This window comes from Providencia sp. PROV156, from assembly GCF_028480905.1.
Taxonomy (GTDB): Bacteria; Pseudomonadota; Gammaproteobacteria; order Enterobacterales; family Enterobacteriaceae; genus Providencia; species Providencia hangzhouensis.
Map to the genome: position 1 here is coordinate 106212 of NZ_JAMPPE010000006.1, position 21433 is coordinate 127644.

The 21433-nt window shown below is 37.7% G+C and carries 21 protein-coding genes; 8 read left to right on the forward strand and 13 right to left on the reverse strand.

Features of this window, described 5'->3' with window-relative positions; translation table 11 throughout:
- Positions 1-6: 6 nt before the first annotated feature.
- Positions 7-1281 carry a D-threonate kinase gene (gene dtnK / locus PSF31_RS06155; protein WP_004263457.1) on the reverse strand — a complete coding sequence of 425 codons (1275 nt, stop codon included), beginning with the start codon at positions 1279-1281 and terminating at the stop codon, positions 7-9.
- Positions 1282-1291: 10 nt separating this feature from the next.
- Positions 1292-2245 (reverse strand): 2-keto-3-deoxygluconate permease 1, encoded by a 954-nt coding sequence (locus PSF31_RS06160; protein ID WP_096863928.1) that lies wholly within the window; start codon positions 2243-2245, stop codon positions 1292-1294.
- 429 nt (positions 2246-2674) lie between these two features.
- On the opposite strand from PSF31_RS06160, the gene PSF31_RS06165 reads away from it, so the two are divergent.
- A complete protein-coding gene (locus PSF31_RS06165) occupies positions 2675-3619 on the forward strand; it encodes an SPFH domain-containing protein (RefSeq protein WP_004263460.1) in 945 nt (314 codons plus the stop codon).
- Positions 3620-3930: 311 nt separating this feature from the next.
- Here PSF31_RS06165 and PSF31_RS06170 read toward each other — a convergent pair whose 3' ends face one another.
- The 3 genes from PSF31_RS06170 to PSF31_RS06180 all read right to left on the reverse strand — a co-directional run bounded on the left by PSF31_RS06170 (position 3931) and on the right by PSF31_RS06180 (position 6692).
- Positions 3931-4674 (reverse strand): ankyrin repeat domain-containing protein, encoded by a 744-nt coding sequence (locus PSF31_RS06170; RefSeq protein ID WP_004263461.1) that lies wholly within the window; start codon positions 4672-4674, stop codon positions 3931-3933.
- Positions 4675-4812: 138 nt separating this feature from the next.
- Positions 4813-6021, reverse strand: a complete 1209-nt coding sequence (locus PSF31_RS06175) for an NAD(P)/FAD-dependent oxidoreductase (RefSeq protein WP_096863929.1) — start codon at positions 6019-6021, stop codon at positions 4813-4815.
- A 128-nt stretch (positions 6022-6149) separates the two neighbouring features.
- Positions 6150-6692 carry an RrF2 family transcriptional regulator gene (locus PSF31_RS06180; protein WP_004263467.1) on the reverse strand — a complete coding sequence of 181 codons (543 nt, stop codon included), beginning with the start codon at positions 6690-6692 and terminating at the stop codon, positions 6150-6152.
- A gap of 248 nt (positions 6693-6940) precedes the next feature.
- Here PSF31_RS06180 and PSF31_RS06185 point away from each other — a divergent pair, with 248 nt between their 5' ends.
- Entirely contained in the window at positions 6941-7423 is a 483-nt protein-coding gene (locus tag PSF31_RS06185; protein WP_004263471.1) for a DUF523 domain-containing protein, read from the forward strand.
- A gap of 211 nt (positions 7424-7634) precedes the next feature.
- Positions 7635-8441 carry a bestrophin-like domain gene (locus PSF31_RS06190; protein WP_004263474.1) on the forward strand — a complete coding sequence of 269 codons (807 nt, stop codon included), beginning with the start codon at positions 7635-7637 and terminating at the stop codon, positions 8439-8441.
- A gap of 52 nt (positions 8442-8493) precedes the next feature.
- Here PSF31_RS06190 and PSF31_RS06195 read toward each other — a convergent pair whose 3' ends face one another.
- Genes PSF31_RS06195 through PSF31_RS06205 form a run of 3 tightly spaced genes read right to left on the reverse strand, consistent with a single transcriptional unit; the run spans position 8494 to position 10518 of the window.
- Positions 8494-9750, reverse strand: a complete 1257-nt coding sequence (locus PSF31_RS06195; protein ID WP_036958647.1) for a PTS ascorbate transporter subunit IIC — start codon at positions 9748-9750, stop codon at positions 8494-8496.
- 11 nt (positions 9751-9761) lie between these two features.
- The gene (locus PSF31_RS06200) at positions 9762-10049 is read right to left on the reverse strand and encodes a PTS sugar transporter subunit IIB (RefSeq protein ID WP_096863930.1); all 288 of its coding nucleotides are present in this window, start codon (positions 10047-10049) and stop codon (positions 9762-9764) included.
- A gap of 22 nt (positions 10050-10071) precedes the next feature.
- Complete coding sequence (locus PSF31_RS06205; protein ID WP_004263485.1) at positions 10072-10518, reverse strand: PTS sugar transporter subunit IIA; 447 nt, start codon at positions 10516-10518, stop codon at positions 10072-10074.
- Positions 10519-10889: 371 nt separating this feature from the next.
- Here PSF31_RS06205 and PSF31_RS06210 point away from each other — a divergent pair, with 371 nt between their 5' ends.
- Both PSF31_RS06210 and PSF31_RS06215 read left to right on the forward strand, forming a co-directional pair.
- Positions 10890-11924, forward strand: coding sequence for a LacI family DNA-binding transcriptional regulator (locus PSF31_RS06210; RefSeq protein ID WP_004263493.1), 1035 nt, complete (start codon positions 10890-10892; stop codon positions 11922-11924).
- Positions 11925-12184: 260 nt separating this feature from the next.
- Positions 12185-13078 carry an endonuclease/exonuclease/phosphatase family protein gene (locus PSF31_RS06215; protein ID WP_094961234.1) on the forward strand — a complete coding sequence of 298 codons (894 nt, stop codon included), beginning with the start codon at positions 12185-12187 and terminating at the stop codon, positions 13076-13078.
- 70 nt (positions 13079-13148) lie between these two features.
- Here the strand turns inward: PSF31_RS06215 and PSF31_RS06220 are convergent, their stop codons facing one another.
- Complete coding sequence (locus tag PSF31_RS06220) at positions 13149-13436, reverse strand: hypothetical protein (protein ID WP_094961235.1); 288 nt, start codon at positions 13434-13436, stop codon at positions 13149-13151.
- A gap of 1057 nt (positions 13437-14493) precedes the next feature.
- Here PSF31_RS06220 and PSF31_RS06225 point away from each other — a divergent pair.
- Positions 14494-14883, forward strand: a complete 390-nt coding sequence (locus PSF31_RS06225) for a hypothetical protein (RefSeq protein ID WP_004263505.1) — start codon at positions 14494-14496, stop codon at positions 14881-14883.
- A gap of 124 nt (positions 14884-15007) precedes the next feature.
- Here the strand turns inward: PSF31_RS06225 and PSF31_RS06230 are convergent, their stop codons facing one another.
- Both PSF31_RS06230 and PSF31_RS06235 read right to left on the reverse strand, forming a co-directional pair.
- Positions 15008-16636, reverse strand: coding sequence for an FGGY-family carbohydrate kinase (locus tag PSF31_RS06230; protein WP_004263510.1), 1629 nt, complete (start codon positions 16634-16636; stop codon positions 15008-15010).
- A 44-nt stretch (positions 16637-16680) separates the two neighbouring features.
- On the reverse strand, positions 16681-17409 hold the full coding sequence (locus PSF31_RS06235; protein WP_014657463.1) for an SDR family oxidoreductase: 729 nt from the start codon (positions 17407-17409) through the stop codon (positions 16681-16683).
- A gap of 234 nt (positions 17410-17643) precedes the next feature.
- Here PSF31_RS06235 and PSF31_RS06240 point away from each other — a divergent pair, with 234 nt between their 5' ends.
- Positions 17644-18678 (forward strand): LacI family DNA-binding transcriptional regulator, encoded by a 1035-nt coding sequence (locus PSF31_RS06240; RefSeq protein WP_096863931.1) that lies wholly within the window; start codon positions 17644-17646, stop codon positions 18676-18678.
- Between the two features lie 51 nt (positions 18679-18729).
- Here PSF31_RS06240 and fetB read toward each other — a convergent pair whose 3' ends face one another.
- Positions 18730-19506, reverse strand: coding sequence for an iron efflux ABC transporter permease subunit FetB (gene fetB / locus PSF31_RS06245; RefSeq protein WP_036958648.1), 777 nt, complete (start codon positions 19504-19506; stop codon positions 18730-18732).
- A 9-nt stretch (positions 19507-19515) separates the two neighbouring features.
- Positions 19516-20169 carry an iron efflux ABC transporter ATP-binding subunit FetA gene (fetA, locus tag PSF31_RS06250; protein WP_096863932.1) on the reverse strand — a complete coding sequence of 218 codons (654 nt, stop codon included), beginning with the start codon at positions 20167-20169 and terminating at the stop codon, positions 19516-19518.
- Between the two features lie 466 nt (positions 20170-20635).
- Between fetA and PSF31_RS06255 the strand changes: the two genes are divergently transcribed.
- Positions 20636-21397, forward strand: coding sequence for an SDR family oxidoreductase (locus PSF31_RS06255; protein ID WP_004263532.1), 762 nt, complete (start codon positions 20636-20638; stop codon positions 21395-21397).
- Positions 21398-21433: the final 36 nt, after the last annotated feature.

Below are 21433 nucleotides of genomic sequence, written 5' to 3' on the forward strand. Positions count from 1 at the left end.
ACAACATTATTTTTCACAATAAATTTCCTCAATATATTTGATGGCTTCGCATAAAGTGGTTATTTGACCAAACCCTCCCGCTTTGGTGATCACGGGTAAGTCATCAATTTCACTGTCAATAAAAGTGCCGCAAGGTATACATGGCAGCACCTCAGATTGAATTCGATAACCTTTTGCTCCCAAAGTATTGGCAACCGCAATCGCAATATCTCCACCTGTTAAAAAAAGTCCCCCGATGCTGGCAACAGACAGCGTATTTAAGGTCAGCAAACTAATAAAGTCGCTGATATTTTTCCCCAATTCATTACGAGTCATACCGTAGGTATTGCATAGGTCATCAATATGATGCCTATCTTGCACATCTCGGCTGGTTCGTATGATGGTGTGTTTTTGTTGGTTTAATGTTTGACTAATTTCTTTGATGAGCGCAGCCATGTAGTTATCTTGTGTAGTGGCTGCAAGTACTTGTGTGACATCAACATCAATGACACTGGCATCACAATGTGTTTGTGCATAGTTTACCTGTTCAATTGTTGCGCTGCTCATTGAGCCAGCGACAATAAATAACGGTAGCCCTTGCTTTTTATCCATGAAAATATTCTCAGGCAATGCATTTGCAAAGCCCGCAGCTCCAACGAGTAGGCAAGGTTGATCTATTGAAAATACGGCTTCAGCAATTAGTGCTAAATCTTCATCATTTTCAGCGTCCGTGACGATGATACTGCCTTGCGTTGGCGCTTGTGCTTGTAACCATGTTGCGAATCGCCCTGAACGTATTTGGTCTAGATTCACTTCAATAACGGGCAGGGTAGTCTGCTGATGGAGAATAGTTTGGATACGTGATGAAACTATTGGTGTTTTAGGGTCAGAAGCAAATTCAGTTTCAATAAGTGCTTTTCCATGAACGAGACATTCACCATTTAACGTTACACGTCCTGCCGCAGGAATAGCTGCGGCAACAATAGCAAGTTTTAAGCCTGTTTCTGACATAATTGTCTCTATTTCTGCCCCGATATTACCGCGAAATGTTGAGTCAATTTTTTTATAAATGACAGGTTTATCCTTCTGAGATAAAAAAGGTTTCAGGCTATTTCGTAGGTTTTCTGAAGCAACTTGTGCATTTAATGCACGACTTTCTGTATTAAGCACAACGACATCAGCAAACCAAGAATGTTTTTGTGTATTATCAAGAAGTATCTCTGTGCGCGCATGCTTTTTAGCAAATTGAACACCGGTATCATTTGCCCCTGTAAAGTCATCCGCAATAACTAATAGCTTCATAAATAACTCCTTACTCTTCAGTTTGTTGGGGATGTCTTGCTTGTTGACGTTTAGCAACCCAAGAGGTCAGGATAGGGGTTAGAATAGCAGTGGTGATCACGGATGCAGCAATCAAAGGAGCCGCAGAAAGCGCAATAGCCTCTAAGGATGGGTCGGCTTGTGCGATAGCGAGTGGTGTTGCTACAGCATTTCCTGCGGTACTTGAGGCAGCAGCGCCTGCGATACCTGAACCTCCTACTAGACGGTCTGCTCGAATATTAAACCAGCCGCCAACAAACGTAGTCAGCACACCGAGCAAGATACCTGCGAGTCCACCTTGTAATAGCATTTCTAAGTTGATCCCTGCGCCTAGAGCAAAAGCGAAGAAAGGAATTAATATTGGCCCACCTTTTGTTAGAAAATCGCGCATATGTGGGTCTAGATTTCCTAAGATCATGCCAACAATTAACGGAACAAGAACCGCAACTAATGCCATTAAAGGGATATTTGCCATACCAGCTGCGCCTAGCGCAATCATGGTAAAGAAAGGCCCATCATTAAGAGATAAAATTGAGATAGCACCAACGTCTCGTTTATTACCAAACTCCCCAACTAAAGCGGCATATAAGCCACCATTTGAATTACTCATTGCTGCAATAATTGCAACACCAGTTAAACCAAAAATCCCTTCCATTCCAAAGAGATAATCGACGCCTAGACCAAGAGCAATCGCAACGACTAGTTTTGTTAAGGTAATTGTACCTCCTTGTAATAAAGCTTGTGGCGCCGCTTTAAAACTAATTCCTGCACCCATACAAAGCAAGAATGCACCAATAAGAGCAGGGGCACCATTTTTAAACAGTGATGTTGTAAAGCCACCGATTTCGAGGGCTTGAGGAGCAAAGGTGTTGATTAGGGCACCGAGTACTAATGGCACAACCATCATGCCACCAGGTATACGTTCAATCGATTTTTTTATTTGCATGGTTTTCTCCGCCATGATTTATTTTAGTCATTATGATTATATTTAATCAATTAAAAACAACAGTGATCAAGATCGCAATAATTCCATTTACCATTAATTGAAATTATACTCTAACTTTCATCACTAACTTGGCTTAAAATAATGATAATTTGGCTTTTTGATGGAGTGGATGTTGTTTAAACTGATCGAGAGAGTGATTATAAATAATCATACCTGTGTTTTATGATTGAAAATAAGCACTAATAATTTAAAAGGATAAAACTAGGTTTATAACAAAATTATCTGTAATGGGTCAGCGATTCATTTTTACCAAGATAGAAACAGCAGATTTAGTGCTTTTAAATTTAGGATTATTAGACTTGTAGTTAGAAAATAAGTGGTGACAATAAGGCGCTTTATTATAATTATTAATTTGATAGGGATTAACTCATGCAATTTAAATCAATGATTAAATTGGTTGTCGGTGCTGCATTACTTCTAGTTATTGGTCTCGTAGGGATCAATTCATATACTATTGTACAAGATGGCTCGGTTAAGGTGGGGACATTTTTAGGAAAAGTCGACCCAGTTGCTTATGATGCAGGTTTACATTTTCCAATTAATCCGTTTACAACATTTGATACGTACTCAACAAAAGATATTCGAGTATCACTAAAAGAGCTAAGAGTACCTTCGCAAGATAAATTAAAATCTATTGTTGATATTACGGTAATGCTTCAATTTGATGGTGCGAAAGCTCCTGTATTACGTATTAATGGTGGTACAGAAAGCGAAGCTTTAGATAAATATGTACGCCAAAAGCTGATCTCAACGATTTTAGAATTTGGTAAAGATGTTGCTAATGCACAAGATCTTTATACTGCAGATACACAAAGAAAATTACAAGAATCTATTCGTGATGCTATTCAAGGGTATGCTTCCCCTTATGGCTATACAATAAAAGAAATCATGATCCAAGATATTACTTTGCCTGAGGTTGTACAAGAGCAAGTGGTTAATACCAAAATGCGCCAAGAGCAAATCAACCAAGCAAAAGCAGAGGCAGAAAAAGAGCGTGAATTAGCTCAGAAAAAGGTTGTTATTGCTGAAGCGGAAAGAGAGTCTGCTGAACAACAAGCCATCGCCAGAGAACGTAACGCACAAGCAAGTTCATTTGCGATGCGCCAAGAAGCAGATGCAAAATTGTATGCTGCTCAGAAAGAAGCTGAAGCGAATGCGATATTACAACGTACTATTACCCGTGAAATGATCAATTGGAAACAGTTAGAGATTGAGCAGATTAAAGCTCATAAATATAAAGGTGAGGTACCTAATATTGTTGTTGGTGCAGATTACGATGGTAAAATGATTATGGATATGCGTAATAGCCAGTAATATTAATTTAAAAGAATTACCACAGTTAAAACTCGTTCTATTAAGCTTGAGGTGACCACATAAGGTTATGCACTTTTAGTCAACGGGTTATAAGGCCTGATTTCGATATTGAACCGGAATCAGGCCATTCAATTTATGGAAGGGTACGCTCAATACTCTCTTTTTATTATGCTAAGTGATACAATATCTTTTTTAGAATATTCACTTAAATGCATAGGAATGTTAACAATACATACTTTTCTTGAGCTACTGAAAATAATTTTTACATGATTGACGCAAAATTTTCTGTTATTACCCTATATTTCTATAAATCAATCACAAGATGGTTTACCAGTACGATGATTTAGAGCTCCATTATCAATAAGGAATTTTTGCATTTCTGGAAGATTATTCTTACATGCATAAGTTAATGCACTTTGGTCATAAGAAAACATGGTTACATCATCAGTCGTTGTGCTCCGGTTAATATCTGCGCCTTGCGATAATAAGTATTTAACCGTTTCCATTCTATTATTACTTGCAGCTATCATGACTAATGTTTCACCATCACTTTCAATTTGCTGATTATTCAAGTCTACTTCGTCTTTCATTAGCTGATGGACTTTTTTTACAACATTGACATTATTACCGAGTACCGCGGATTTTAGTACGTTATATACGTCACCTGTATCGGTTGCCCAAAGATTAGCATTTTGGGATATAAGATAATCAACCATTGCTTCATCACCAATAAAGGCCGCCCATCCCAGAGCCGTTTGGTCTAAGCTACCGGTGTCTTTGGCTTCTATATCTTGCCCCTCAGTAACCATTTGTTTTACTTTGTCTAAATCTCCCTGCTTTACGGCATCAAACCATTCGGCATTGACGCCTTCACTAGGACTTTCATAGAAGACTCTCCAAGGTAAACGTTCTTTATTCGCTAGTTCGACCATCGTAGCGTAATCTGTTTTAAAATGCCTATATTTTAAAGGGTTATTATTATTAACAACTTGGGCTTGTGATACTGCCCCAAAAGTAATTAATGAAAAAGCAAATATAATTTTTTTAATATACATATTTAAACCTTATTAATATTTAGTTATTTATCAGTATTGAAAAACAAACGACACAAAGCAATACAAATCATACTTATTGTATTTTTATGCGGTTATTCCGATTTATTTTACTTGAATATATTAAATCTAAATTTTACCTCAAGGAACGATGACATAATCTGGAGCGGCGATAGCAAATAGCTCATTTTTTTCTAATTCAGGCGGGTATATCCACTTAGTATTTATTTCTTGTTTTATTTTTTTCCCTTCCTTTTTAATATAATGTATTTCTCTCTGCCAACCTTCGGTATAAAGAGCCCCCCAAGCCCCTAAATCAAGGCAGGTTACATATTTAGGCTGACTGTAAGGATGAAGAGGAAGCCCTAACAGTTCAGCGGCTGCATTATGCCCTGCAACACGGCCTAAACTTAGGGCATGTTGGCAAGTCATTAAATTATGATTTCCTTGTTCATCTGTGGGTGCTTTGACAGTATCTCCTGCGACGAAAACATTTGAGACAGCTTGTGCGTGTAAATAATTATCCGAGATAATCCTATTACTAGCGTCACGTTCACCGCGAATCTGTTCCGTTAGAGAACTTGCTTTTACTCCTGTCGCTAATACGACAGTATTTGATTCGATGTACTCACCGTTTGACAGAGTAACTCCATCATGGCTTAGTGCTTCGACTCGTAATCCCGCGCGCAATTCAACGCCGCATTCAGTTAGAGCTTGTTGAATTACAGGTGAAATTTCGGCTCCCATTCCTGCTCCCACAGTGGATTCTGAGTCAATTATAAATACTCGGCCCTCTGTTGTTTCACCAAGAATTGCTTTTAGTCGGGCTGGCATTTCAGCAGCACTTTCTAAGCCTGTTAATCCTCCACCGACGACAACAACGGTATTTCTAGCTAAAGTTTCCGGTTTGTTCTTTAGTGCTTGTAAATGTGTTTCAAGACGATGTGCAGTTTCTAATGAATCAACATCAAAGCCATACCTATCAAATCCAGGAACGGGAGGTACATTTAATTGGCTACCAGTTGCCAGAATAAAGCGCTCATAGACTAACGTAGTTTGGTTGCCATTAGCTAGATTAACGGTTAATAACTTTGCATCTGTATCGATATTCTGGATTTCACCTGCAATATATTCAACACCGACGGCAGCTAGCTGCTTTGAAATATCAGGGGATATATTATCCAGCTTTGCTTCATATAAACGCGGCCGTATAGTGAGATTCGGTCTTGGTGAAATTAAAATAACTTTGATGCTATTTTCTTTATTTTCTTGTGAAATTACCCGCATTGCTGAAATAGCTGCCCAGAAGCCAGCAAAACCAGATCCTGCAATAACAATTTTAGCTGTCATTATTGAATTCCTTTGGAGTTTAACTTTAAATGCTCAGTTGCAAATTTTAAATAATAAAAAACCGCACCAGTGAAGATGTTATTAAAATTAGGTACAAACGATATAATTTATGGTTATCGGATTATATGTTATGTTTTACCTCGACCTCCTTTGCTCGAACGCACTGTTCTAGCTTCAATTTTTTGATCCATCCATGAGTTTACATCTCTATAAAAACTATTAGGGGCGATTTGACATAGACGCTGCGCCACATCAGCGAGGGTTTGGTTAGCTAATACATCTCTCATGGCATTTTCGGCTTGAAGAATGACTTTATGTACGGAGCAGGTACCTGAAATGGCCCATTGTGGTAGACCATTTTCTTCGAAAACAGCACAGCGGCGTCGTATTTCCTGGCACTCGAAAAGCGGTTTATAACCTTCTATAGCATCAATTATAGATAGAAATGTGATTTTTTCAGGGGGTAATGCTAATCGATATCCACCTCTAATTCCCTCATTCGAACTCACGATCCCTGCTTTTTCTAACCGAGGTAAAATTTTTGCTAGAAAACTTGGAGAGATGCCTTGTAGCTCTGCAAGTTCTCTACTGCTAAGAGAGCGTTCGGGATTATCAACAAACCAAAGTAGACAATGGATACCATATTCAACACTGACAGTAATGTGTGCCATTTATTTAAATTTCCTAAGCATCTATTTATAAACAAGGACAATACAGGTCTCCGTTTTAATTGTCAATAAACTAAGATAAGTTTGGTCCGCGTTATGAGTGTAAACAGCCACAAGTTACAGATCTATGAGGCTGTAAGCGTTTTTATTTGTTCTACGAGCACTATTAGCGCGAAGTATTTTGTAAACTTATTGTCTAATATAACCATGAAAAATACCTTAAAAAGTCAGGTCTATTAATAGGATTAGTTATGATTGCAGTAAGCGCTTGTTTGTTAGGGTATTGTGTAAGGTATGATGGGAAGCATCAATTATATACTCCTTTGAAAAAACTCTATGAGGATGGTCTGGTCATCAGTATTTGTCCTGAAGTTTTTGGCGGGTTACCAACACCGAGAGCATCTGCAGAAATAATGGGGGGAAATGGTGATGATGTACTCGCTGGGCGAGCTAGTGTGGTCGGAAGCGATAATATCGATGTCACTCAAGAATTTATTCGTGGTGCGTATATTGCTTTAGAAAAAATTCAATTAATGAATGTGAGATTAGTTGTACTCAAAAGTAATAGCCCCTCGTGCGGTAGTCAGCATATCTATAATGGTCAGTTTGATGGCACTCTAAAAGTCGGTATGGGTGTCTGTGCTGCACTATTTAAACGGCACCATATTGATATATTGGATGAGAACTCACCTGATTTAATCATGAAAATTAGGGGTTATTTCGAAAAAATGTAATGAAAATATATTTTGATAATCAACTTAAGGTAAATATAGTGAGTGAATTCTGTATTAGGGGGGTTGTGCTTTATTGTTAGCTAATTGGATGTCGTATTATGATGCCTGATTGTTGTTATTATCTGAAATTTAGCAAAAAAATAGTACTGTCTAGATAATTGTATTGCAGTTGTGTTATATCATCAGGAAATAAATTTCATGAGTTTATACGATGTTTAATATTTCTGAGTTGATCAATGATTCTCCAATCGATTCCATTCTTTTATTTGTTATCACATTTATCTTGTTAGTTATTTCTGCCTACGTTGGTAAATATATTTTTAAGCGTAAATCAGCCCACGAAGAAGCGACGGATGATGAAGCTAAAATTATTTTAGGGGCGATTTTATCTTTATTGGGTTTATTGATAGGGTTTGTTTTATCAATTTCGATTAATGGCTATAACAACCGTCAGCAAACAGAAGAAAATGAAGCTATTGCTATTGGTACGGCATATCAGAGAGCACAGTTATTGAGCACTGATGATAGAGGAAAAGCCTCTCAGCTTATTCAACAATACTTGGAAGCTCGGATTGAGTTTTTTAAGTCAGGTATCAGTGACGAAAATAACCAATGGCGGATGACTTCTTTGGAAAAGCAGAGTCAATTATGGGAAATCGCGGTAAAAGAAGCAAGTCAAACACCAAACCCTATTGTGGCTTCTGTACTCAGTGCATTTAGCGACCTTTATCTTTCTCAACAAAAAACGATGGCAAGTTGGCGACACCAAATTCCAAATGCAACTTGGTTTTTACTGATCTTTTTTGCTATCTGTTCAAATATTCTTATTGGTTACAATATACGCGGGACAAAAGGGAAAAATTGGTTGATACTCATATTGCCGTCATTAACCACGTTGGCTCTATTTATGATTGCAGAAATTGATGTTCCTGGTGAAGGTATGATCCACGTAACACCTGATGATTTAATTTTATTACAGGAATTCTTATTTAGGGATGGTGCTTGGTTGGGAAAGTAGGGGCGTTGTAAAAAAACTCCCCACTAGCAAATTTGCCATGGGGAGTTCTGTTTTAGCGGACGATAATGCCTAATAAAATTCCGATTGCGCCAAAGTCAGCGTCACTGAATGTAGTATTAGCAATACCAATATCCCCAAGAACAGGTAATAGGAATACTGGTAGGAAGGTAATAAGCAGCCCTTGAGCAAATGCACCCAAGATAGCTCCACGACGACCGCCTGTTGCATTACCAAAAACACCGGCAGCAGCACCTACGAAGAAATGCGGTACAACGCCTGGAATAATAACCGTCATATTTAATGCATACAGAACGAACATTCCCAAAACACCGGCAGCGAAACTACTTAAAAATCCGACTAATACGGCGTTTGGTGCATATGGGAATACCACTGGGCAGTCTAAAGCAGGCTTCGCATTAGGGACTAATTTGTCTGAGATACCTTTAAACGCTGGGACGATTTCTGCAATAACCATACGTACACCTTGCAGAATAATGTATACGCCTGCAGCAAATGTAATGGATTGCATTAATGAGAACATGAACCAATTCTTACCACCACTGACTTCGCGAACGAAATCACCGCCTGCGAATAAGCATGTAATGATAAAAATAATGAACATGGTGAAAGAGATAGCGACAGGTGTATCTCTTAAAAATAGTAAGCTTTTCGGGACATTCATGTCTTCTGTTGAATGTTCTTTATTACCGAATTTGCTTCCAATGAACCCTGCTAGGACATAAGAAATCGTTGAAAAATGCCCAATCGCAACATCATCTGAACCTGTCACTTTTTTCATGTAAGGGTGGGCAATTGCTGGGAAAAATACCATACAAAAGCCAACAATCAGTGAGCCAACAGTGACTAATAGAGTTCCTTCCATTCCAGCGGTAGCTAAGATAACTGCTATCATCATGGACATGAATAACGTATGGTGCCCAGTGAGGAATATAAATTTCCATGGTGTTAAGCGAGCAATCAAGATATTGATTAGCATCGCAAAGAACATAATCATTGCCATTTCACGACCGAAGCTTTTTTGTGCAATAGAAACAATAGCTTCGTTATTTGGTACCACACCATTAATACCAAAAGCATGTTGGAAAATAGCGGAAAAATCACCTAAAGAGCTGACAACTAAGCCAGCACCAGCGCCTAAGATCACAAAACCCATTATGGTTTTAATGGTGCCTTTAATGCATTCAGTGACGGGTTTTTTCTGCGCGATCAAACCAATAAGTGCGATTAGACCAACAAGAATGGCTGGTTCAGATAAAACATCCTGCATCAGAAAACGAAAAAATGACATAGTGCCTCCGCTTACATCGCGCCGAGTTTTTGTAAAGCAATGGTGAGACGTTCTTTCATTGCAACTTTATCAATCATATTTTCGAGAGCAACGATTTCGCCACCAACTTGTTGAGCGACTAATTGTTCAGCAATATCGCTTGTACCAACAAAGATATCACTCACAGTGCTTTTTGCTGAGCCTAGATCAACATGGTCAACATCTGCATTAACTTGCAAATCTTTTAAGATATTTTTGATGCTCATTTCCATCATCAAACTAGTACCTAAACCATTTCCACAAACAACAGTAATTTTCATAATGTTTACCTTAATATTTAGCTTATTCGTATTTAGCGATGATTTTTAGAATGTCATCTACGTTTTCTGATTGCATGATGTTATCTACATCGTCTTGGTTATCAAATAGTTCTGCGAGTTTCGCGATAGCACCAATATGGCTATTGCTATCAGTGGCTGCTAGTACAATTAATAATTTGATTGGGTCATTGCCATCGGAGCCAAATTCAACACCTTGTTTGATAACGGTTAACCCAAGAGATAATTGGTTTACTCCGTCTTCTGGACGTGCATGCGGCATGGCAATACCTGGGCCTAATACATAGTAAGGGCCGATTTTTTCGTGTGATTGAATTATTGCATCAATATATCTTGGTTCGATGAACTTATTATTAATTAATGGATTACAGGCGATTTTTATCGCTTCTTGCCAATTATTGGCACTGTCGACGACTTGAATGACGTTAGGGGTCAGTAATGTCGTTAGCATCGGGTTGCTCCTGGTAGAGTGAAATTATTATCTTTGTAATGGTTGAATGAATAGTAGTGTTCTATGGTAGCGCTATCTAGTTGAATCTTTCATTTTCGTGATAGCGCTATCATTTTAAAAAAATATAGCGAGCAAATATGAAATGAACACACTTCTCTGCTGATTAACAAATTCAACCTGTGGTAAGTTAACTAGGACTGGTGATATTGACTGTTTCTTTAGATTTAATAGAACCATATTGGCTATTTTTAGCGCATTTAATCTAGAACATGAGAAAAAGCAAAAAACATGCTTGATTCGAATGAAAATTGACCATCAAAGATCAATAACCTTAGGGTTAATAATCAGTTTAGGCTAAGTAAAAGTATTACATGCAAAAAATACGAAAAAGAAAAAATACAGGGCGAGTCACGTTGCAGGACGTCGCAAAATTCGCAGGCGTTGGGTCCATGACGGTATCTAGGGCTTTGCGTACACCCGAATTAGTGTCTGATAAGTTACGTGAAAAAATTAATGCTGCTGTTGAAGAACTTGGTTATATACCTAATTCCGCAGCAGGTATTTTAGCGTCAGGCCAAAGCCGTACCGTTGCTGTTTTAATTCCGTCTTTGCGTGATAATGCCAGTTCAGTTTTTCTGCAATCTTTACAAGAAGCACTGAACAAAAATAGTTATCAAGTTGTTATTGGTAGCCATGATTACCAGCAAAAAAAAGAGTCTGAGGTTTTATCGACATTATTGCAGAGTAACCCCGCAGCTTTGATTGTTTTTGGGGCGATAAACTCAGAAAGCGTTTCGAATTATTTGAAGAATTTAGATATCCCTGTAGTCAGTGTTGCGGGGGAATCTAATCATCCAGTCACGTTGAACATAAAAAGTAACGTTGGAGATGCGGTTAATTTTTTAACCAACTATATGTTACAAAAAGGGTATAAGAAGATAGGTTATATTGGTGCTCAAATGGACAGTAAAATGCAAAGTCAGCAATTAAGTGGCTGGAACCGAGCGATGCTGGCGTATAACCAAAGTGCAGATCAAAGTATTACAACTCCGTATGTCGCAACGATGGATTTTGGTCGTCAGGCAATTAGTGAGATGTTGACCCGCCAACCTGAGCTTGAAGCTGTGATTTGCAGTCATGAAATGATTGCACTTGGTGTCATTTTTGAGTGCCAAAGACGTTTAATTCAGATACCAAAAATGTTAGCAATTGCTTGTGTTGAAGGTACTTCAAATTGTGATCATATCCATCCGTCACTGACATCTGTGCGAATTGATTACAGTAAAATGGCACGAGAAACAGCGAAAAGGCTACAAAAATGGCTTGCAGATGTCGATTGTGACTTTGTTGAACGTAAAGAAGGGGTTGTTTTCCCATATAAATTTGAAGCAAGACAAAGTGCGTGAAATATAATTTATCGTATGTTGATCTCGTTTTCTTGAATTTCTTGCTTATCCTTAAGTGAATAGGAGTGCGATAGCTCTCTATTTTGACGGTCAAAAAGATGTTTTTTTTTCTCTCGAAATAAGATTGTAGACTGGGTCACTATATCTTTTTTATTCTCTGTTAATGTATGAAAACTGCAAGTTAACGGGGGTTAGCTCCGCGAGAATTTTATTAAATACTTGCACTATTCTGTTGTATTAGTCATTAACAGGGGAAAACAATGAAATTACTAAAAACAGTTATTTCCACCACAATTCTAGTTTCTTGTGGTGCGATGGCAACAATGTCGGGTTCCGAAATTCTGAAAGTACAGGATGGAGGAACTCCGAATAAAGTTTACACTTCGAACAAGCCGACCATTAAAGTCGCAACGTATAACATTGGTAAAAATGAGTTGTCACCAGATGTCAGTAATCTTGATGAGCTAAATAAGGCGATTGCGAAAATAGATGCTGATGTGATTGTTTTAACTGAAATTGATAATAAAACCGCTCGTAGTAAAAAAGTTCACCAGCTAGAAGAAATAGCTAAAGCCAATAAGATGGATTTTGCTTTTGGTAAGGCATTAGATTTTGATGGTGGAGAGTACGGTGTAGGAATTTTATCAAAATATAAAATTGATAAATCTAAAGTAATTAATTTACCTTCTGGTGATGCAGAACAACGGGTTGTATTAATATCTCAAATATCAAAGCCAGGTTTTGATGCACCAATTATTGTGATGGGAACACATCTGGATTGGCAGAAAGATCCAACCATTCGCATTGGGCAAGTGCGCCATATTTTAGATGCGAGTATTGGGGATACAGATACGGGGTTTGATAATATTGCGGCCTCAATAAAAATATTAGCGGGAGATTTCAATTCAACAGCTAATGAACAGCCTATCCAAGAAATTCGTTATATGTGGAACCCAGTTGAGTTTAAAGGTGTTGATTATCGTAGTTGGCCAGCGGTAAACCCAGCCATAGACATCGACCATATTTTTACATTTAAAGGGCAAGTTTGGGATGTGAAAAAAATGGAAATTCCAACGGATAGTAAAGAGTTTCAATGGTCAAGTGTTAGCGACCACCTACCTATAATTGCTGAATTAGAGCTACAAGAGCAATAAACACTTAACAGAGAAATTTTCGATAAAAGGCCTCATTTGGTTTGTAGGCCTTTCCAACTGTAATGTTAAGTTAATTGCCTAGTATTTTTTTCCTTTCAATATAGCGTTTTTCAGCTATTTCTAAATAATACTCAACTGTTGAGTATATCTGCTGCCGCTGTTCTGCTAATTGTTGTGATGCATCTAATATTGCGCTCGTCTGCTGTTTAAATACAGTAAGAAAATTTTGAATGCTGTCGAAGTGACCTACGACGTTAGCATAGTAAAACTGGTATACATAAGATTCCTGAGAGTGGCTTAGATCTACGTTATTTCTGATGTTATTAGTTGCAAGTAATAGTAATTGAGTATTTGTCATGGTTAACCCTTTTTCTTTGGAAAGCAATGCTACATGAGATAAAAAAAATATTTTGTCAAATTTAGCCGGATAATTTTATGTATTGGTTAAATGCATCAATTATCCTAGGAATATTCTGTAATTTTGATTGGTCAGATATATCAAAAATTGTGTAAAAGAAGAGATATAGAGGCATTCAATGGTAAATTACAATATGCATATAGTTAAATATTCTTATGTTTCTTAAGGTGGATTGATGGTTTTAACTATTTTTTATCATATGGTTAACGTCGTTTTAATCAATTTATTTGTTATTTTTATTTTATTAATCAATTGGTTAGGTTGCGTTGCATTTTAGCGGGTACTATAAAATTGCTAATTTAGCCTGAAATAAAGATACTCGTTAACGATATGCTAAAAATTAAGCTAAGAGATGATGCAAATTAATATGTTATTTCGTAGTGAATTGAATTTTAGGTATTTTTTGTTTTTATAATATCTAAATAAGCTAGATGAATTTTAATTGAAAATAACGGATTTATTATTAATTAATTCTATTTTACGCTTATATTGAGTGAAAATACTCATTAAGTGGGTTAATTAACATTTAGACATGACTATTATTGAATTGAATTGTTTTATTACATATTTTTGTTTATTTTTGTTAAGTTATGATAAACAGTTAAGGCTTATTATTGTTTCTGTTTTTGGGTAATTGAAACTATTTTAGTTAAAAAAATACAAATTGAAACAGTTAATGTTTCGAGTACTATTTATATTCTTAGTTTAATACTGGTATACTTACTCATTAGGTGTGTAAAATAAAGTATAAATACGAATAGCCCATATCAATCTAATTGTACTTATTCGCTTTGTTGGTAGCAGTTATCTGGGGTAATAATTAGAAAAACAAGTTATCTAATAAGGTATTCTTATATAGATAAGGTTGGTTGTTATTAAAATAATTATTATTTATTTACAATTGGCTGAAGATAACTGCTTAAGTATATTTTGGGGCGAAATTATTAGGTCATTTTGGTCAATTGGCTTGTTATTGAATAAATGAGAGCTTAGTAATATGAATATCATAAAGTTGCTCACAATTTTATTGTTAACTGGGGGCTCTTTTATCTTAGGTGTGACATTGAACTATACCCCTACACCTGATCTTGTGAAAATGGCTAAGAGTAGCGTTGAAGACTATTTATCTTATCCAGAATCTGCTTCATTTAAAAATGTGAAATATAATTTTATTCGCCAAACTGCGGATAAAGGGGATTTAGGTTATGTATGTGGCGAAGTGTTTCGAGTTAAGAATGCAAGGCTAGAAGGCTATAAAAAATTCATTGTGAAAGCTTACAGTGATAAACAAGGGAAGGTCTCCTTGTCTATTCCAATGGTCGAGGGAGATTACGATTTGGTACCAAAGGAAATGGTCGATTCGTTATGGACAAGATATTGCTTCTAAAAGTGAGCTATAGCGCAGGTTTTTCTATTAAATTAAGCTCGATAAGCAAAACGAATTCTATTAAAGAAAGCCGGTTTACGGCTTTCTTTAGTCCAAATATTACTTGAGTGTCATATCAACGTGATTAACCTTTTAATTCTCTAGCACATTGTTGCAAATGCAAGAAAGAGGCGAATCTTGTATCATGGCGGTTTTTATATGCTTCATTGGTTTGGTAAGTTAAGTCAATAGCACTAAATTGGTCCATAGCTTGAGAGACATCTTCACAGACTTTCCCTGCAACGGCACCAAGGATAGCAGAACCTAGCAATACAGGTTCACTGGCTTGTGTTGAAATCACAGGAACGCCACAAGCATCAGCAAGTAGCTGGCGGATCAACGGGTGCTGTCCTGCACCGCCACTAACAACAATATTTTCAATAGCAGCACCAGATTTTGCTTGTGCTTCAATGATTTGTCGTAATCCATAGCCAATTCCACACAGACCAGCAACATAGAAAGAAAGTAAATTTTCCATGCTGTTATCCATGGTTAATCCAGCAATGACAGCTCTGGCATGAGGGTCAGCAAAAGGTGCTCGATTCCCTAAAAATTCAGGAACCACATGTATTTTTTCAGCTAGCTCAACAGACTGTGATGGTGAAGATGATTTTTCTAATACTAAATCCGCTAACATCACAGGCAAGGGTTTACCTTGCTCTTTTGCCGTAAGTTTTGCTTGTACTGAAGCGGGATGTAAGGAAAGTAACTGGTCAATTGCAGCACCAGCCGCACTTTGGCCTCCTTCATTTAGCCACATGCCCGGTACCATTGCACTGAAATACGGACCCCATACACCCGGTATAAATACGGGTTCTTTAGTCGTTGTCATCGTGCATGAAGATGTGCCAAATACGTATGCCATATTAGCGGTTGCATCACCATTTACGCCAACGGTACCAATACCGCCTGCATGAGCATCTATCATGCCTGCAGCGACAGGTGTCCCTGCTAGTAATCCCATTTGTTGGGCTGCGGTTTCCGTTAAGCCTTCACCACAAGGCGTTCCTGGTTCTACAATAAGTTGACCAATACGTGCGAAGTTTTCATCGGCAAGTTCAGATAGACCAATCTGTTGAAAGTAGCCTGCATCCCAACGTTTTTCATGGGCAAGATATGTCCACTTACAGGTGACTGTGCAAGTTGAGCGAGCTAAGGAGTTAGTTGATTTCCAAGTTAAAAAATCGGCTAAATCAAAAAATTGCCATGCGTTATCATAGGATTGACGTAAATTTTCTTTTAGCCATAAAATCTTAGGCGTTTCCATTTCGGGCGAAATCTTACCGCCAACATAGTTTAGAACAGGGTGCTTTAATTGATTAATGCGCTCAGCTTGTTCTGTTGCACGGTGATCCATCCAAACAATAATATTGCGCTCAGGGTCATTCGATGGGCTAACCGTAATAGGATGTTTATCTGAACCAATGACAACCAGTGAGCAGGTTGCATCAAAGCCAATACCTGCAACTTGTTGTGGTTTTACTGTTGATGATGCTATCGCTTGCTTGACACAATAACAAACCGCTTCCCAAATTTCGTTACTTGATTGCTCAGCGAAATTGGCGTTATCACGGAAGAGCGTAATATCGCGTTTGGCAGATGCTAACATATTGCCGGACATATCAAAGACCCCGGCGCGTGCACTGCCTGTGCCAACATCGATACCAATAACGACTTTATCGTTATCTTTTAATCGTGCATGTGAATTATTCATTTTCCCTCCAAGGTGCTAACTGCAATGAATTGCGAGGTGACAAGTTAGAGATCAACACTGTTTGGTACAATAACAAGGTCACGAATAGTGACATTGCGTGGGCGAGTTAGCATAAATAATACGGCTTCAGCGACTTCAATCGGTTGCATTAAGCTACCATTTGCCAGAGCTTCTTCCATTTTTTCTTTCGGCCAATCATCGAGTAAGGCTGTCACTACAGGGCCAGGTAATACCGCACCAACACGGACACCATGTTCAGAAACTTGGCGGCGAGTTGAATGGACGAAGGCTTGGACAGCAAATTTTGATGCGGTGTAAATTGGCTCCCAGATCACTGGGACTACACCTGCAATTGAGCTGGTGAATAATACATCACCTGATTTTTGGGCAATAAAATGAGGTAGCACTGCGCGAACACAACGGAAGGCCGCATTAATGTTTAAGTTTAAAACTTTATCCCATACATCTGGGTCACCCTCAGCAACAGGGCCGCCAATATAAGCACCGGCATTAGCATGGAAAATATCTAAGCCGCCTGCTTTTTGTAAGATGGCATCTAACATTCCATCAACTTGTTCTGGCTTCATTAAATCGACTACTAATGGAATCGCATTTTCACCTAGTTCCTCAACAAGTTGGTTTAATCGCTCTTCAGCACGGTCAATTAGAACGACTTTTGCACCCGCCTTGATCAGTGTACGTGCGCATTCAAGCCCGATACCTGAGGCAGCTCCGGTAATTGCTGCGACTTTGTTCTCAATAGAAATAGCCATAATTTACTCCAATCGGATATTTTAGCGAAATATAAGAATGAAAAGCGTCTGAAATTAATGAAACAGCAATGAGTCACAACAATGGATAGGTGGCTACATGCGATGGATTGATAGTATTTATTTTGCAGTTTATCAACTCATGCATCATCAATTTCAATTTTGCTCAATCGATGTAGCAGTATTGCGACTTTTCGACTTTGGTGTCAAGCTAGTAAAAAATGGAGATAAGAATCTGTGACAAAGATCAGACAAAATAAGAAAACAACGATCTATGACCTTGCCGAATTAGCTGGGGTTTCAGCGAGTGCAGTGAGTGCAATACTCAACGGTAATTGGCAAAAAAGGCGAATTAGCGCACAACTTGCGGAAAAAGTGATCCGCATCGCCGAAGAACAAAATTATGCAGTTAACAAGCAAGCCAGCTTATTGCGCAGTAATAAATCCAAAATAATTGGTATGTTGGTTCCGAAGTATGACAACCGCTATTTTGGCTCTATTGTTGAGCATTTTGAAGAAATGGCGCGTGAAAGGGGGCTATTTCCTATTATTACTTGTACGCGGCGTGACCCAAAGTTAGAAATAGAAGCTGCACGCGCAATGATTTCTTATCAGGTTGATTGGTTGATTTCAACAGGGGCAACGAACCCGGATAAAATTACTGAAATTTGCCAAGCTTCGGGGGTTTCGACCTTAAATTTAGACTTACCGGGCTCGTTGGCGCCTTCGGTTATTTCAAATAACTATCTTGGTGCAAAAAATTTAACCCAACGTATTTTAAGCAAAAATAAGTCTCAAACATCAATAAATGAAGCCTTAATTTTTATTGGTGGTCGTGAACATGACCACAATACACGTGAACGTATTCGTGGGTTTATTGATGCGCATAATGAAAAAGGTATCACGGTTCCACAAGAAAATATTTTGGCTTGTGGTTATGCCCCCGAAAAAGCTGAAAAAGCACTCTCACAGTTTTTTGAACAGAATAATGATGATCCACAGAAAATAGTGAAATGCGGTTTGTTTATTAATTCAACTATTTCATTAGAAGGGGTTATTGATTGGTTAGGTAAACAGGGCTATATCGGCTCACAGCAACCCCACTTAGGCTGTTTTGACTGGGACCCTTTTGTTGCACTTTTAGGTAATGACATCGAAATGGTTAAACAGGACGTGCCAACGATGCTAAATCATATTTTTGAGTTGATAGATAATGAAAATAGCAAAGCACAATTAATTGAAGTGTTACCTGTGGGGGTGGTTAAAGAGTGATATTAAGAAAGTGCCGCTTATCGTTGGTGACCAATAAGCGGCGGAAGGTCATTATTTATTCAGTGTTGTAACCAATAATTGGTGGCGTTGGTTATAGAATTTTGTATAGGTCATATACCCAGCCAGTATGGTTGAAAGGCTTGCTGTACCTAACAACATAAAAGTCACCATAATCTGGTACTTAACAGCTTGTAATGGGTCAACTCCAGCGAAAATCAACCCAGACATCATGCCCGGTAAGCTGACAATTCCCACTGTTTTGGCAGAATCTACCGTTGGGATCAATGATGCTCGGATACTGTCACGAATAATAGCAGCGGAAGCAACTTTGGGCGTTGCCCCTAAACTAAGCATTTCTTGAATTTGTTGTTGCTGGCTTGAAAACCGTTGACCAAGGTTATTAAAGCATAACCCTACCGCAATCATGGCGTTACCCGCAATCATTCCAGTAATAGGAATTACCTGCATAGGCGTAAATGCAATGGCATTGGTTAATATCAGAATTAACAATGTAAGAAATGTGCCAGAGGTAATGGCAATTAATGCAGTAACATAAATTTTATCAATATATTTGCTTCTTTTCTTAGCGTTCCACGCAGCATTGACACAAATAAACATCACCAATGCAATCGTGAGCAATTCGTGATCAACATTAAAAATATATTTTAGAATGTAGCCAGCGATCAATAGTTGAATAATCGCTCGGCAAGTACTCCAGATAATATCTTTTTCAAGGGATAGTTTTTCTTTATGGCTAATAAAAATAGCCACGAGGACTAACAGGATTGAAAAGGTTAAGGATTCATTGGAAATAGTTGGTTGATGCACAGTGATATCCTATGATTCGTTGTGATGAACAGGAAGGGTGATAACTTCATTGGTATGAGCGATTTCATCTTGGTCATGAGTTACCCATAGCACGCCTATTTTTTTGTCACTAGTTAAATGATGGATAAATTCATTCACTATAATTTTGTTTTCTTCATCAAGGGCACTGGTGATTTCATCTAATAGCAAGACTTGCGGAAGAAATTGTAAGTTTCTAATAAGAGAAATACGCTGTTTTTCTCCTCCAGAGAGTTCATTGATCCCTTTATCCAAAATAGATTCATGTAGAGAAAATTGGTGCAAATCACTGATGACTTTGTCTTTATTAAATGGCAACTTTCGAATTTGATAGGGAAAAACGAGGTTGTCATACACAGTTTGCCCAAATAAAGTGGGCGTTTGAGTACAGTAAGAAACCTGCTGACGATAAGTTTCTGGGAGGATGGTATTGATATCTTTCCCTTGAAACTTAATCGTTCCTTGAGTAGGTGAAATTAACGAGGCCACTATTTTTAATAAGGTACTTTTACCGCAGCCGGAAGGACCCGTAATCAGTTTAAAGTCGCCTGCCTGTAAGTTAATCTGCACATTATCAAGAATTATTTTTTGCTCAATGCTATAGCCAATGTTACTAAGTTGTAATAGCAAGTTGCTTTGTTCCATATTATCAATGACCTATAAATTAAGTGTGCAGCATTTAGTGTAAATGATATTCATTCAATATCTTACTCAATAATACAGCGCTGATATTGTTCAATATCAATTTAGATATAACTAATATTATGCGCCAATTAATTGAAAAATTATAGGGGAAGAAAAAATACACTTCTAATGAAGTAGGACAACGTAGATGAGTTCTAGGAAAGATTTGTACAGTTGAAAATAAAGCACAAATAATCATTCAAATTATTATTTTGAACATATGTGCATTCAGAATTTAGGATGGTATTTAATTTGAGAGATATCTCTTTTTTTTACATAAATAATATAGAGTTTAACTAGTGATGATATTATATTAATAATACCAAGTAATCTAATCTGCACTTAATATTTTGTTGTCTCTCTAAGGCAACACTATATTTATTTCATCTATATATTAAATATCACATCATGACATTAAGGAATTAAAATGAAAAAATTTAGTGGCTATAACACCAACTTTTCACTTGATGGCAAGGTCGCTTTAATTACAGGGGGAGCTGCAGGCATTGGGTTGGCGATTGCTCAACTGTTTGTTGAAAAAGGGGCTAAAATTGCCTTAATTGATAAGTCAGATAAAGTAGTGAAAATTGCGGAGAAATTAAAAAATTCAATTGGTATTCAATGTGATATAACAAATTCTGAGGCGGTTTCTCAGATGGTAAAACAGGTTGTTGAGCATTATGGTACATTAGATATTGTCGTCAATAGTGCTGGAATTGTAGCGCTTGCTCCCGCTGAAAATTTAAGTGAGTCAGACTGGGATTTAACCATGAACGTGAATTTAAAAGGGACTTTTTTGGTTTGCCAATCTGCAGGTAATGTTATGATTAATAATGGAAAAGGGAAAATTATTAATATGGCGTCACAAGCAGGCGTGATTGCCTTAGACCAACATGCCGCCTATTGTGCGAGTAAAGCAGCGATTATTGGTTTAACCCAAGTATTAGCACTTGAATGGAGCCCTAAAGGGATACAAACCAACGCCATTTCACCAACTATTGTGATGACAGAACTGGGCAAAAAAGCGTGGGAAGGTGAAAAAGGTGATGAAATGAAAGAAAAAATTCCTGCAAGGCGTTTTGCGGAACCGTCCGAAATTGCCGCATGTGCATTATTTTTGGCCAGTGATGCATCCGATATGATCACCGGACATAATTTGGTTATTGATGGTGGCTACAGTATCCAATAGTGATATTTAATAATAATGAATAAAGTGAGTATGAGT